12 protein-coding genes and 2 tRNA genes are annotated in these 14,467 nt (G+C 36.8%); 8 read left to right on the forward strand and 6 right to left on the reverse strand.

The window, feature by feature from the left end; translation table 11 throughout:
* Positions 1-277 precede the first annotated feature (277 nt).
* The 3 genes from H4J50_RS11425 (at position 278) to H4J50_RS11435 (ending at position 3,145) form a co-directional block, all read left to right on the forward strand.
* Positions 278-1,219 carry an alpha/beta fold hydrolase gene (locus H4J50_RS11425; RefSeq protein ID WP_182256503.1) on the forward strand — a complete coding sequence of 314 codons (942 nt, stop codon included), beginning with the start codon at positions 278-280 and terminating at the stop codon, positions 1,217-1,219.
* 95 nt (positions 1,220-1,314) lie between these two features.
* Complete coding sequence (locus H4J50_RS11430) at positions 1,315-2,046, forward strand: ABC transporter substrate-binding protein (protein WP_182256504.1); 732 nt, start codon at positions 1,315-1,317, stop codon at positions 2,044-2,046.
* Between the two features lie 55 nt (positions 2,047-2,101).
* On the forward strand, positions 2,102-3,145 hold the full coding sequence (locus H4J50_RS11435) for an energy transducer TonB (protein ID WP_182256506.1): 1,044 nt from the start codon (positions 2,102-2,104) through the stop codon (positions 3,143-3,145).
* Between the two features lie 36 nt (positions 3,146-3,181).
* On the opposite strand, the gene H4J50_RS11440 is transcribed toward H4J50_RS11435, so the two are convergent.
* Positions 3,182-3,535, reverse strand: a complete 354-nt coding sequence (locus H4J50_RS11440; protein ID WP_182256508.1) for a DUF3718 domain-containing protein — start codon at positions 3,533-3,535, stop codon at positions 3,182-3,184.
* 179 nt (positions 3,536-3,714) lie between these two features.
* Between H4J50_RS11440 and H4J50_RS11445 the strand changes: the two genes are divergently transcribed.
* Positions 3,715-4,200: a VOC family protein gene (locus tag H4J50_RS11445; protein ID WP_182256510.1), complete on the forward strand. Its 486-nt coding sequence runs from the start codon at positions 3,715-3,717 to the stop codon at positions 4,198-4,200.
* Positions 4,201-4,313: 113 nt separating this feature from the next.
* Here the strand turns inward: H4J50_RS11445 and H4J50_RS11450 are convergent, their stop codons facing one another.
* A complete protein-coding gene (locus H4J50_RS11450) occupies positions 4,314-4,871 on the reverse strand; it encodes a DUF4136 domain-containing protein (protein ID WP_108456403.1) in 558 nt (185 codons plus the stop codon).
* 568 nt (positions 4,872-5,439) lie between these two features.
* Between H4J50_RS11450 and H4J50_RS11455 the strand changes: the two genes are divergently transcribed.
* Positions 5,440-7,164: an acetolactate synthase 3 large subunit gene (locus H4J50_RS11455; protein ID WP_182256512.1), complete on the forward strand. Its 1,725-nt coding sequence runs from the start codon at positions 5,440-5,442 to the stop codon at positions 7,162-7,164.
* Positions 7,164-7,667: an acetolactate synthase small subunit gene (gene ilvN / locus H4J50_RS11460; RefSeq protein WP_108456405.1), complete on the forward strand. Its 504-nt coding sequence runs from the start codon at positions 7,164-7,166 to the stop codon at positions 7,665-7,667. Before H4J50_RS11455 ends, ilvN begins: the two co-directional genes overlap by 1 nt.
* A 142-nt stretch (positions 7,668-7,809) precedes the next feature.
* On the opposite strand, the gene H4J50_RS11465 is transcribed toward ilvN, so the two are convergent.
* From H4J50_RS11465 to rlmKL, 4 genes are read right to left on the reverse strand one after another with little or no spacing between them, the layout of a single operon-like run.
* Positions 7,810-9,582: a DUF3466 family protein gene (locus H4J50_RS11465; protein ID WP_162533776.1), complete on the reverse strand. Its 1,773-nt coding sequence runs from the start codon at positions 9,580-9,582 to the stop codon at positions 7,810-7,812.
* A 25-nt stretch (positions 9,583-9,607) separates the two neighbouring features.
* Positions 9,608-11,518 (reverse strand): ATP-binding cassette domain-containing protein, encoded by a 1,911-nt coding sequence (locus H4J50_RS11470; RefSeq protein ID WP_182256514.1) that lies wholly within the window; start codon positions 11,516-11,518, stop codon positions 9,608-9,610.
* 3 nt (positions 11,519-11,521) lie between these two features.
* On the reverse strand, positions 11,522-11,752 hold the full coding sequence (locus H4J50_RS11475; RefSeq protein WP_182256516.1) for a glutaredoxin family protein: 231 nt from the start codon (positions 11,750-11,752) through the stop codon (positions 11,522-11,524).
* Between the two features lies 1 nt (position 11,753).
* Positions 11,754-13,883, reverse strand: coding sequence for a bifunctional 23S rRNA (guanine(2069)-N(7))-methyltransferase RlmK/23S rRNA (guanine(2445)-N(2))-methyltransferase RlmL (gene rlmKL / locus H4J50_RS11480; protein ID WP_182256518.1), 2,130 nt, complete (start codon positions 13,881-13,883; stop codon positions 11,754-11,756).
* 324 nt (positions 13,884-14,207) lie between these two features.
* On the opposite strand from rlmKL, the gene H4J50_RS11485 reads away from it, so the two are divergent.
* Together H4J50_RS11485 and H4J50_RS11490 are read left to right on the forward strand one after the other, a co-directional pair.
* Positions 14,208-14,284, forward strand: a tRNA-Met gene (locus tag H4J50_RS11485).
* Positions 14,285-14,374: 90 nt separating this feature from the next.
* A tRNA-Met gene (locus H4J50_RS11490) sits at positions 14,375-14,451 on the forward strand.
* Positions 14,452-14,467 lie beyond the last annotated feature (16 nt).

Raw genomic sequence — 14,467 nt, forward strand, 5'->3', positions numbered from 1 at the left:
AAAACCCCTAAAATAGTAAAAATTTAAATAAGTTAATTGAAGAGATTATATCAATAGAATTAACCTAAGCGCACCTAAAGAATATAAATTCTCCTATATAAAGCGAAATATAAGTAAACTTACACTCATTAACGACAACATATTAGACAGAACAGTCCATTTTACTGAACTTGTGCAACGCCATTACAAAATAAATTAAAGATTTAGAAAACCATTCACATCAGACCAGTAAATTGTTATGTTATTTATACTTTTTATTTCCTTTAACAGCCTCCTAATGTCTGAAAGTTCATCTTCTAAAGCAACACTCTCAACTCGTAAACTTTCTCTTGAGAATGTGCAGCAATGGCAACAAAAATCTAAGAGCCAAAATACGGTAAACGGCTACTATCGTGTTGGTGCTATAGACGCCAAACGTATTCATATTTTGCACGGCACCGGTTTTTCTGCAATGACGTTAGCGGCAATGGCATCACAACTCCCCAAAGACTGGTCAATTTGGTTAACAGATGTGCCCGGACATGGTAGCTCTACACAGCCATCAACACGTATGCCTGACTGGCAAAAAATGGCTAATACGGTTGCCGATGCCATTTATGAACAGGCCAATGTTAAAAAAAATGGTCCATTAATAGGAATTGGGCACTCTATGGGGGGTGTTTTAACATTATTAGCCGCGGTTAAATATCCAGATTTATTCAGCGAAATTATTTTACTCGATCCAGTGTTATTTCAAACAGAGATGATAATAGCGCAACAGCTTATGCGAGTAACCGGAGCATGGCGTAGAAGCACTTTAGTGAAATCAGTCGCTAATCGTACCAATACCTGGCCAAGCATTGCTGCAATGAATGAGAGTATTGCCAGTAAAGCCTTTTATAAAACTTGGCATTCGCAAGTGATTAACGATTACTGTGAATTCTCCTCATCAATTAATGCCGATAATACTGTGCAACTTAGTTGTGAGCCAAGCTGGGAAGCTTCAATCTTTGGCTCTTACCCAAAAGGCCTTTGGCGGGCGATTTATAACATTAAAGTACCCGTAGAAATATTAGTCGCACATAACAGCTATTTTTTTATACCAAAAGCCGTTAAAAGAGCCGCTAAAATTAATAAAAACATTCAATGGCAAAAATTTGGTAAAACTCATTGTTTTCCAATGGAGGAGCCGAACGAAACAGCTGAAAAGATAACGAGTATTATAAGCACCAGAAATTGATATAAAGGCATATTACTGATAGGTTAATTATTCTTATTGTGTAAATTTATTTTTGTGTTCTTAAATATAACGACAATTGAAGAAGAGGGGTTTTATTGTTGAAATTTTTACTTAGCGTATTACTCATCTTTTTTATCGTCAGCGAAAAAGTAACTGCGCTAACTTTAGAAGTAGTGAGTGAACATTGGCCGCCATTTATAATACAAAACCCTGATAATAAAAACGATATTTCAGGCAGTGTGACAAAAATAATTAACGATATTCTAGCGCCTTCAGACATTGATTACACCATTAAAACCTATCCGTGGGCGCGTAGTTATTATTTAGCGTTGAATAAACCCAATGTGCTCATTTATTCAATTTATAAAACTGAGCAACGAACGCCCTACTTTGAATGGTTTTGCCCTATATATGCTCAAACGCCCATAAACATTTATAAACTAAAAAAGAACAACACTGATATCTCATCGTTAGCAACTTTAAGTGACACTGTTATTGGTGTATCAAGAAATGATAATAGCCATAACTACATGCTAGAGCATGGCTTTGTCGAAGGCAGAAACTTAATTGTTACTTCTAGTGAAGAAAACAATATTAAAAACTTACTTAATGGAAGAATAGATGCCGTTATTCAAGCGAAAGAAAGTTTAATGTATCGCTTGCAAGGTACTGGCTTTAGTATTGATGATTTAACAGTAGGTTTTAAGTTACACTCAAACGACAATACAGAACATTGTATGGCGTTGAGTAAAAGCTCATCGCCAGAAATGATTTCTACTGTTAAAAAAGCCTTTAACTCTTGGCTCGTTAATAACAATAAAAAATAACAATAAATTTAAAATATCATTACATATTATCTTAAATAAGAACAAGGATGTTTAAATGAAAAATTCAATTACCTTTACGTTTTTACCTATATTATTACTTTGCGATAACAGCCAAGCAATCGAAATTTCTCAACACCTAAGCACCACAGAAGCACCAACACCTAAAGTAAGAGTTGAACCCAAATATCCTGTCAATGCCGCAAAGAACGGCCGAGAGGGTTGGGCGACTTTTAGTTTTATTATTGAAAAAGACGGTAGCGTTTCTAATGTTATCACTAAAGAAACTTCCGGTAGTGACGACATTACCCTAGCAGCTAAAAAAGCCGTAATGCAATGGCAATACGATCCTGCATTAGAAAATGGTGAGCCAATACAACAGTGTGCAAATAGTGTAATGCTTAACTTTAGAATGCATAAACAAGCGGGAGAATCAGGGGTTACTAGGCGTTTTAGACACTTGTACAGTAAAACACAAGCGGCTATAACAGCCAAAGATTATGCTCAAGCCAAAGAGTTATTGGGGCGATTTAACAAAATAAAAAAAATGCACTTATCTGAAAATAACTTTTTACAGTTATTGAGTGCACAATACGCAAATGAAATTGGTGATCCTGCTCTCGAACTTTCGCACTTGAACAAAACCGCATTCCCTATTGAAGCAGGCAATAATCAGCAACTCATATCTACCCTTAAACAAAAATTACTGCTGCAAATAAAACTAAACCACTTAAAAGCTGCATATTACACATTTGAACGTTTGGAAAAACTAGCCGCTGATGAACCTTATTTAGCTGATTATAAAGTACTGCTTGAGCGTATTGATGAGTTTATTCGTTCAGATAAAGATTTAGTGATCAGTGCTGATATTCGTCAAGATGAGTACTGGCATTATGCCTTAGTTCGAAATGAATTTACCTTGACAAACATTACCGGAAAACTCACTAAAATGGATATACGATGTGCAAATAAACGTCACCTTTATTCCATTGAAAACAATAACACTTGGAAAATCCCTGACACTTGGCAACAATGCTATGTCTATGTTTTTGGTGAAAATAACGCTACGTTCAACCTTGTAGAACACCCGTTTAAGGCTTAGGTTAATTCGATGATAATAGCTTAATTTTAAATAAATTTAGTTAATTCGTGCTTTTGCAATTTCAGCTAAAGATGCTGATTGAGTAGCTAAATTTTCTAACTCAACTTCTATTACAGCTTTGGGTAACTTTTTGATCAGCAGTTGCCCTATTTCATTGGCATTATTTTTCGCGGCAAAGATTAGAATATTGCTATTGTCACAACTCACATCTTTAAACACTGCGCGTAATTTTAATCGATTTGACTTCAACAGTTTTCTTAACCGCCCTTTGTCATCAACTGCAATATATTCACAAATATTTTGTGCAACATTAAAACTATAACTTTTCGGAACAAACAGGCTAATAGCAATGACGGTTAACAGCATAAAAATATTACATAATAACTTCATAAGTGTTCCTACAATCTGTAAAAGCTTAACTTTTAATAAGTTTAGCGTGCTTTGATAAAAATGTATGAGTATCTTATCTAAAATAAAAATTACCCGTTAATTAATTAAAATGAATAACTAAGGTTAAATTTCCGGTCAATAGTCATATAAAACATAAATATAACTTAACGAGATAAAACATGCTAATACGCTTTTTTTTAATATCCATCGTACTCCTCTCAATAGTATCCTCTGGCGTAAATGCTAAAGGTAATGACGCTAAAGTAATGACATCAGGTTTGAACCACTTGGGTTTAACGGTTAAGGACTTATCAGCCTCAAAAGATTTTTTTGTGAATACTTTAGGTTGGAAAGTTGCAGGTGGTTATCCAGAATACCCATCGGTATTTGTAACTGATGGGCAAATTTTTGTCACCTTATGGCAGACCAAAAATAAACATGACGTTATAGAATTTGATAGAAAGAACAATGTCGGTTTACACCACCTTGCCTTAACGGTAACTAGCGAAAAAATACTTGAGGAGTTACATCAACGCTTTAAATTGTTACCCAATATCGTCATTGAGTTTTCACCTGAACTTAATGGTAAAGGTCCAACGGTTCATATGATAATTCGTGAACCTAGTGGTAATCGAATTGAGTTCGCTTACTCTCCCAAAAAATAAAAAGCACAACTTAACAACCTCGGTGATTTGGTTGTGTATTTTTAGCTATAATTTTGTCAAAAAAAAGCGCAGAGGAACTGCGCTTTTTTAATGAAGCATTAGCATAGGGTAAATTAGAACTGAGCAACAACCTGCTCAACAACCATTTTAATGGCTTTGCTCGGATTATCTTGCTCTGATGTTTTAATGCGTTTTATCGCCCAACCATGCCATACCGGCTGATGGCTTTTAACGTCATACACATCTATCGCCAATTTCCCTTCGGTATAGTTTCGCACACGTGTATCTGAACTAAGACCTATACCACCGTAGTAGCGATGTCCCCATAAAAAATTGGTTCTATACATCAGAGGTAAGGTATCAACTTTTACTTTATCTCTGCTTCCCATGGTGTATGAAATAGTAAAATCAGCAGCTTCAGCATCACTGACTAATGCATAACCCTTAGCAATAAAGGCTTGTTCAATCGCGTTATCAATTCTAACTTTCATAACAGGGTTAGCATCAATAGATTCAGCTAAAACCTTTGTCTCATTTAGCCAAGCGAATGTTTTATAATGTGATGTCGTTATTTCACTATTGCGATCAAAGTCAACTCTAGCCTGTTGAGTTGATGTACACCCAGCGATTGCTACAAGTGCTAACATCATGATTAGTTTATTTTTTAGCATAAATCCTTCCTTACAACTTCGATTTGTTTAACTTACCCTACAGGTTATCATAAATACCAAGGTAAACTGTTTAAAAATTTAACGCCATTTGATTGATTTTTTTATTAATTACCATTCAAGATTAATAACAGAGGTGAGTTATTAATTTAAACGCAGTATTTAACTTATTAATACTTTAAACCTTTCCCCAAATCTTTCCTCGCTAACTAAATGACCGGACTAACCTCTACTTTATGACACACAAATATTTAGCTTTTGTACTTCCTATTCTTCATTTTGCTATAATAAAGTTCAAAAACTTATATATATTTTTCAATTTACCATTGACAGTAATAGGTAAACCCCTTAAAACTGTAGGTATTACTTTTACACAATATTTCTATATGAACTTAACTAACACACTTTTTTCTCTCCTCATTCTCGTCTTGGTCTTAAACCCCAAGCGTGGACGATATTGTGTGTAAAAATAAAGTAAAAAAATAACAACAATTAACCCTCGCTCTGAAAAGAACGGGGGTTTTTTTATCGCTATTTATACTCATTGACTTAATTAAGAAAGGGATTACATATGACAAAAGAGCTATTCTCAGGTGCTGAGCTGGTAGTAAAAGCCTTATCAGCATTGAAGGTAAAGTATCTATTCGGTTATCCAGGCGGCACCGTACTAGATATTTATGATGCGCTTTTTAGACAAGATGACGTAGAGCATATTCTTGTTCGTCATGAGCAAGCGGCAACTCATATGGCAGATGGTTTTGCCCGAGCAACAGGTGAAGTTGGTGTGGTATTGGCAACATCAGGGCCTGGTGCTACAAACTGTATTACAGGCATAGCCACAGCGTATATGGACTCTATTCCTATGGTGGTGTTATCTGGCCAAGTGCCTACCGGCCTAATTGGTGACGATGCGTTTCAGGAAACCGATATTGTCGGTTGTTCACGGCCAATCGTAAAGCATAGCTTTAATTGCCGAAGTGTTGTTGATATTCCAAATACCATAGCTAAAGCTTTTTATATCGCCAGTACTGGACGCCCAGGTCCTGTGGTTATTGAACTACCTAAAGATATTTTAATGCCGCAGTTTACTGCAGAGTTTGTATTTAATGCCGACGTTAGCATGCGTTCATATAACCCAACAATAAAAGGTCATCATCGCCAAATTAAAAAAGCAGTGCAGGCAATTAAAAAAGCAAAAAGGCTCGTTGTATACTCTGGTGGCGGCATAATCATCGCTAACGCTGCCGAGTTACTAACAACCTTGGTTGAAAAATTAAATGCACCAGTAACCAATACCTTAATGGGTTTAGGCGGCGTATCTGGTTTACATGACAATTTTATCGGAATGTTAGGTATGCACGGCAGTCTAGAAGCGAATAAAGCCATGGCTAATGCTGATGTTATTCTCGCTTTAGGTGCAAGATTTGATGACCGCGTAACGAACAATGTTAAGAAATTCTGTCCTGATGCCACTATTGTTCATGTTGATATTGACCCCACATCAATTTCAAAAACCATAAACGCACATATTCCGGTTGTTGGTTTAGTCGACATTGTTATTGAGCAGTTACTTGTTGAACTTGAAGAACAACAGTTTAGTGTTAACCAAGAAGAAAACCAATTATGGTGGCAACAAATTGAGCAATGGCGCGCGGTTAAAAGTGTAAGTTATGATCAATCTGGCGATAAAATAAAACCCCAACGTGTTATTGAGTCTATGTACAAAGCCACACAAGGCGAAGCTTATGTTTGCTCTGATGTTGGCCAGCATCAAATGTTTGCCGCGCAATACTATCCTTTTGCTAAACCTCGCCAATGGATAAACTCTGGCGGTTTGGGGACTATGGGTTTTGGATTACCTGCTGCAATGGGGGTGAAATTAGCTTTTCCTGATAGCCATGTTATCTGTATTACTGGCGACGGCTCTATTCAAATGAATATACAAGAACTATCTACTTGTCTGCAATATAACTTACCCGTGGTTATTATCTCACTAAACAATCGTTCTTTAGGCATGGTACGTCAATGGCAAGATATGGTTTATGGTGGCCGACACTCTTCTTCGTACATGGAGTCTTTACCCGATTTTGTTAAATTGGCAGAATCTTATGGCCATGTAGGCATGCAAATTAATAACCTTGATGAATTAGATGAAAAGATTAAGGAAGCTTTTTCCATTAAAAACCGATTAGTTTTTGTTGATGTATTAGTCGATGAAAACGAGCATGTATACCCGATGCAAATTCGTACCGGCGCCATTGATGAAATGTGGATTAAAAAAGGAGTAAAAGCATAATGCGAAGAATTTTAGCCGTATTACTAGAGAACGAGGCAGGCTCACTTTCTCGCATTGTTGGGTTATTTTCTCAACGAGCATTTAATATTGAGAGCTTAACGGTTGCACCAACCGAAGACGATACTCTATCTCGTATTACTATTGTGACTAAAGGGAATGACAAGATACTTGAGCAAATAGTAAAGCAAGTTAATAAACTTATTGATGTTATTAAAATTACCGACTTAACAGAACGTAGCCACGTAGAGCGTGAATTACTGTTGATTAAAGTATTGGCGATGAACGAAAAGTCTCGCAGTGAAGTTATGCGTATAACGGATATTTTTAGGGGCTCCATTATTGATATTGGTAAACAAGTCTATACTATTCAATTAACGGGTAATGCCGATAAAATTAATGCCTTTATTTGCACGCTGGCGAATGAAACAGAAATTATAGAGTCAGTAAGGTCAGGCTGTGTGGGTATTGCTCGCGGTGAGAAGGCGCTTAGAATAAAGCAGTAACTTTATAGGATTAACGAATAGGCTTCGCGAATAAGTACCTAGCCTAAAGTTTATCCTTCGACTTACCCGCCTGAAAATACAATAAAGCCAGCTAAAAGCTGGCTTTATTTTTATCAATATTCGACAGTCGAATAAAAACAGTTTAACTCAATTTAAAAGTAAATCTGCGACGTAAACCTACAAGTGCCAGCAAGAAAATACTACTTAAACCAAAACCTGCACCTCGTCGTTCAACTTTTTCTTCAACAGCACTACAGTTTTCAACTTCACCTGCTATTGGCTGTAAAGTAACCGCGCGAACCACATCTTCAAATAACTGTTCGCCTTTGTCATCAAGCATTAATACGCCCTTTGAATCATGGCGAGGAACTCGAATTAATGCGGTAGCTGAAATTTCATCATCATCATTAATAGCACGTGCTTCGATAATGGTGTAATCAGTTTCACACGTTAAAAAGTCATTTAAATCAGTAAAAGTTTTGCTGATAGTGTCATAGATAAAAGCATGCGTTCTTCTTGGCGTACTGGTATTGTCGTTATGTGTTTCAACTTCACCTTCACCTACAATTTTACCGCTTTCATTAATGGAGCGAGCTGTACTCGAACTACCAGTAAAGAAATCTGTTGGTAAAATCATTTCCATCGATTCTGCGTTAGTATCAACATGATAGAATTTAGTACGTAAGTTACCATTTACATAGGTAGCAACATGACCTACCGCGATACCCGCGTCATTTATATCATAAGCACGAGAATCAAAATATTTACCATGATCTTCAGTAAAGTCGCTTACTAAACCATTTTTATAAACAACAGCATATAAACTTCTAGCTTCACTTGCGCTTGGGTTAGTTTCATTTTCGTCAACCCAACCATGTGCATAGCCAACAGCAACACCTTGGTTATTAATCGCTTGAGCGTAATTAACATACTCGCGAATGTCATCAACATGCGGAGTAACTAATTGCCCTAAAATTTCTGAAGTGATGATACCTTGCTCATCAATGGTCCATTTGATTGCTTCTGTATTATAAATTTCTTCAACAACTTGTTGAACACAAGCTTTAAAAGGCAAATCATCAAGTACGTCAGGATCAGCACAACCACCGGTTTCATCCGCAAAAAAGTCAATAGCATTTTGATCAATACTTGTACTAGCATAACCAACGGCAAAATGAGAATCGCTGATATCTAATATGGCTGACTCTCCGCCAAAACGCTGCTCTTCGGGTAAATCGGTTTCACTCGGCGGAATAATTTCAATAATACTCGCACCACCATCCGAAGAGAAAAAACCACGCGTAGTAAATTCACGTAACCAATAGGTTAATTGCTCATCATTACTATTAGTAAAATCTACCGGTAAATAAGGTGCTGACGCATTACCGTAAACCCAACCTTCATTAGTTATACCACTAATATATTCTTTAGTTGAGCGGGTATAAATATCAGTGCCAACTAACTTTTCATCAAAAACATTAAAAAGCTCTGTATCACCATTGAAGTTAGTCATGGCATAAATATCGCCAACTTGTTGATACAGGCTATTACCAGCTCTTGATTGTAAAAAATTAATGACCCAAGAAAGATCGTTCGCTGTTGGGTTACCTGCCCGAAGCGCGGTTTCATCTTCAATATTTTCTAAGTCATGAACACCTTCATGGCTGTTCTCAGCTAAGAGAACGATGAAGTTATAATCATCTTCGTCAAGATATTGAAACTGTACAGGAAAATTATATATATCGGTGCCTGAAATAGCAGCTTCACCGTTATTATTTTCTTCTTGTGAATAAGTATATTTTAATGAAGAAACATCACCTTTATCAATAACTTGGTATGTTGCTGCATTAACGGCGGATAATCCTAATGCACTAGTTATACCTAATGCTACAATTGATTTTAAAAATTTGTTCATGTAACTACTAAACTCACTATCGTTATTAATCATCTAATTCTTGCCATCTAGCGTAGGCAACTTCGAGTTTGGACTCACTAATGGCTAACTGGTTCAATATTTTATTACTTTGCTCTGGGCTTTGACTAAAAAAATCAGCTTGATTCACTTTTTCTTGTAACTCTGCAATCAAATTTTCAAGCTTATCGATTTGCCCTGGTAATTCTTCTAACTCTTTTTTTTCTTTGAAAGAATGCTTTTTCTTGGCTGGCATTGCAACTTTGTGTTCAGTTTTACCTGCATTTTCATTTTCTTTAGCTTTAATAATCGGCTTTGCCATGGCTAGACGCTGTTTATCTTTATGTTCAAGATAACTATCAACATCATCATAACCGCCAACAATTTGTGAGATATGACCCGTTCCATCAAAGTATAAACAACTACTTACACAGTTATTAACAAAGTCACGATCATGGCTGACTAAAATAACCGTTCCTGCATAATTTGCAACGACTTCTTCTAATAGCTCTAATGTTTCTATGTCCAAATCATTGGTTGGTTCATCTAGAATCAATAAGTTACTTGGGCGCAGAAATAAGCGAGCGAGCAACAAGCGATTTTTCTCACCACCTGATAACGCTCTTACTGGCGTACGGGCACGTTTAGGACTGAATAAAAAGTCTTGTAGATAACCCAATACATGTCGTGGCTTACCATTCACTATGACTTCTTGTTTACCTTCGCCAACAATCTCTTGTACAGTTTGCTTAAGATCTAAGGCATCGCGATGTTGGTCAAAATAAGCAACTTCTAGATTAACCCCTGAGCGCATTTTTCCACTTGTGGCTTCAAGATTGCCCATGATCATTTTTATTAAGGTCGATTTACCTGTTCCGTTCGCACCTATAAAAGCAATGCGATCGTTACGTGTAATAAGTAAATCTAAGTTTTTAATAATAACTTTGTCATCAAAAGCGATACTTATATCTTCCGCTTCAAAGACTAATTTACCTGAACGATCACCTTGCGTAATGTTCATCGTACTTTGATTACGAACTTCACGACGAGCTTGACGTTCACCACGCAATTTCTCAAGTGCTCTTACTCGACCTTCATTACGTGTACGTCGGGCTTTTACACCTTGTCTGATCCAAACTTCTTCTTCAGCAAGCTTTTTATCAAATAACGAATTTTGCTGTGTCTCTACCTGCAAGTCATGGGCTTTTTGCTCGATATATAAATCATAGTTGCCTGGGTAACTTTTCAAAATACCTCGGTCAAGATCAATAATACGTGTCGATACACCCCTGATGAAAGCCCTATCATGACTAATAAACAGTATGGTACCTGCAAAGTCTTTTAAGAATGTTTCTAGCCATAAAACACTTTTAATATCTAAATGGTTAGTAGGCTCATCTAAAAGTAATATATCAGGAGCCGTTACCAATGCTTTCGCTAATGCTAACTTTCGTAACCAACCACCTGAGAGATCACAAATTTTATCATCAGGATTTAAGGCTAACGTTGTCATCACTTGTTCGATTCGCTGCTCGTCCTGCCAAGCGTTAGCCACTTCAAGTTGTTCTTGAATGGTCGCCATTTTAGTGAGGTTTTTTTCTGATGGGTCTTCAGTAACGTCATGAATAATCGCATGATAACGTTTAATTAAATCGGCATTTTCTTTCACGCCTTGAGCTATAAAATCAAACACACTGATATCTGATGACTCTGGTGGATCTTGTTCCAACATAGCTACTTGCATAGTGTTAGATTTAAGTATCTGGCCATCATCTAAAACTTGAAAACCCATTAATACTTTCATTAATGTAGATTTTCCAGCCCCGTTTCTACCGACTAAACAAATTCGTTCGCCTGTTTGTATACTTAAGTCCGTTTTATCAAGGACCTTGTCTTCACCAAAGGCTAATTCACCTTGGGAAATACGAATTAATTCCATAAACTACACTAACTCCAAAATTTGTTTCTGTTCGAATGGCCAAAATAATTTTTCTTGATCTGATACACGCTCTAAAACAGGAATACTGATACGATAAAGCTCAAGTAACTTTTCATCGTCGATAATATCTACCACATCAAGTTCTCCTGCTGGCATAACGGCTATACATAATGCTAAAGCGTCTTCACATAAATGACAGCCTTCGCTGCCATAAAGTTTAAATTTTACCGACATATCAACTAGCCTTGCGGGTGATCAACCAACTATTGTGAATATGTTTATTACGCTGAAAATCTTTATCGCGAGTTTTATCACTTAATTCTTGAACCTTTAATCCTAATGCCGCTATAGCATCAAAATCCATTTTAAAGTTACGTTTATTATTGGTGAAAATTAACTCTCCACCATCAGCTAACGAAGCAACACCATCGGTGATTAAACTAATATGATCACGCTGAACGTCAAAACTTTCCCCCATTCGCTTTGAATTAGAGAACGTAGGTGGGTCAATAAATACCACGTCAAATTTTTGCTCATTCTTCTTCAACCACTGCAAACAATCTGCTTGGATAAAGTCATATTTATGACCACTTAGGTTATTCAATACGAAGTTATCTTGCGCCCAACTTAAATAAGTATTAGACATATCAACGGTTGTTACAGTATCGGCACCATGTAATGCCGCTTGCAAAGAAACCGAACCCGTATAGGCAAATAAATTTAACAACGATTTACCGGTAGATTTTTTAGCAACAATTTGACGCGTTTTACGGTGATCTAAGAAAAGCCCGGTATCTAAATAATCCCAGAGGTTAACTTTTAACTTAGCGCCGTATTCATGCACTACCATCGACTTTTTGGTTTGCTCAACACGTTGGTATTGTTCTTTACCTTTTTGCTTTGCGCGCGTTTTAATAATGACTTTGTCAGTAGGAACACCAAGCACTTTGGGGGCAAAATAAACGACTTCTTGTAATCTTTTCGCGACTTTCTCAGGATCAATAATCGCTGGGGCTGTGTATTCATGTATAACTAGGTGATCGCCATATACATCAACAGCGACATTATATTCAGGAATGTCAGCATCATATAAGCGGTAACATTCAATGTTTTCTTGTTTCAGCCAGCTTTTTAAATTCTTTTTATTTTTTAATAAACGATTACCAAAATCTGAATCTTTTTGCTCAAACTCAGCATTAACATTACTGCTCGATACTTGCTTGTCATCTAAGTTATAAAGTGCAAATTGGCAATCTAATGGACCATTTTTAAACTTATAGCGTTTTAAAGTTACCATTTTCATCATGGCTAACAATTCAACATTCGCGGTTAAAACAGCGATACGCCAATTAACAAATTGTGCTTTAAACGTTTGTCCTAATAAGGCAAAGCTTTCCACTAATTCAGGTAATTCACCTATTCGTTCACCATATGGTGGGTTAAATAAAATAGTACCCTTTGGACCAAACGCGTTTTTCATGTCATTGGCATTTTTACAAGAAAACTCGATAAACCTTTGTACGCCTGCATTTTTAGCATTTTGCTGTGCAGTTTTTAATACTCGGCTATCAAGGTCAACACCGAAAACTTTAGCTTTAAGTTGTGTTAAACCAACATGAGATTGTTCAATAGCGGCAGACTTGGCAGCTTTCCACGCATCAGCTTGATGTCCCAACCAAAAATCAAAGCCCCATTGTGCTCTATCAATACCTGGCGCATAACCGGCGGCCATTAATACTGCTTCGATAACTATCGTTCCCGAGCCACACATAGGATCAACTAAAGGTTTAGTTGTATCGTCTAACCAACCAGAACGCGTGATAATGGCAGCCGCTAAATGCTCTTTTAATGGTGCAGCACCAGAATGCTCTCGGTAACCACGTTTAAATAAGCTACGACCAGAGAAGTCTAAGTAAATAACAACTTTTTGCTTTAATAAGCGCGCTTGAAAACTTATCTGTGGAGTAGATTTATCTACTGACGGACGTTCCTGGTTTAAATCACGAAAATGGTCAACAACAGCATCTTTAACTGTTAAAGCACCAAACTGACTGTTTCGAATTTCATCACTAGTACCAACAAAGTCAATCGCGAAGGTACTATCAACAGAAAATAGTTCAGACCAGTTAATCGACTTAGCTACAGCATAAAGTTCGTCTTTATTAACTGCATCACCTTCACCCAACTTTAAGAGTATGCGAGTTGATAAGCGAGAGCGCAGACAAATGTGGTAGGCATGCTCGATAGTTGAGTTAAAATAAACGCCTTCAGGCTTTTGAACAACTTGTTCAGCTTTCAAATCTTTAAGTTCTTGCGCCAGTAATATTTCTATACCTGGAGAGGTTAATGCTAAAAATTGCTGCATATAGGTTTTCCAATCTAATTTATGCCGCGATTATAAACAAAGACACGTTCTACTTATAGGCATTTTACAAATTAGCGCCAACTATCTCTGAAGTTATGCTGTTTTATTTCAAATTTAGTCAATTTTTAGCTAATTGTCTGAATTACGAGTCATTCAAGAGTAAAAAAACAGCAACTATAAAATAAATCAAATTAATACCTAAAATAAACTTAAAACAGGTTGCAAATCAGCTGATGTATCCTTATTATACGCCTCGCTTTCAGGTAGCAAGTAATTGCCACCTAGCAGCATTCTTCAAGCTAGAATTAAAACAGGCCAATCGGACGCGGGATGGAGCAGTCTGGTAGCTCGTCGGGCTCATAACCCGAAGGTCGTAGGTTCAAATCCTGCTCCCGCAACCACTTCTTTAAAATATTAGAATGAAAATAAATATTAATTCTTAAGTTTGAATTAAAATAACTTGGCTTGTCTAATTTATTAGACCATTCGGACGCGGGATGGAGCAGTCTGGTAGCTCGTCGGGCTCATAACCCGAAGGTCGTAGGTTCAAATCCTGCTCCCGCAACCAATTCTTAAGTTTGAAT

It is taken from the genome of Colwellia sp. 6M3, assembly GCF_014077595.1.
Classification (GTDB): Bacteria; Pseudomonadota; Gammaproteobacteria; order Enterobacterales; family Alteromonadaceae; genus Cognaticolwellia.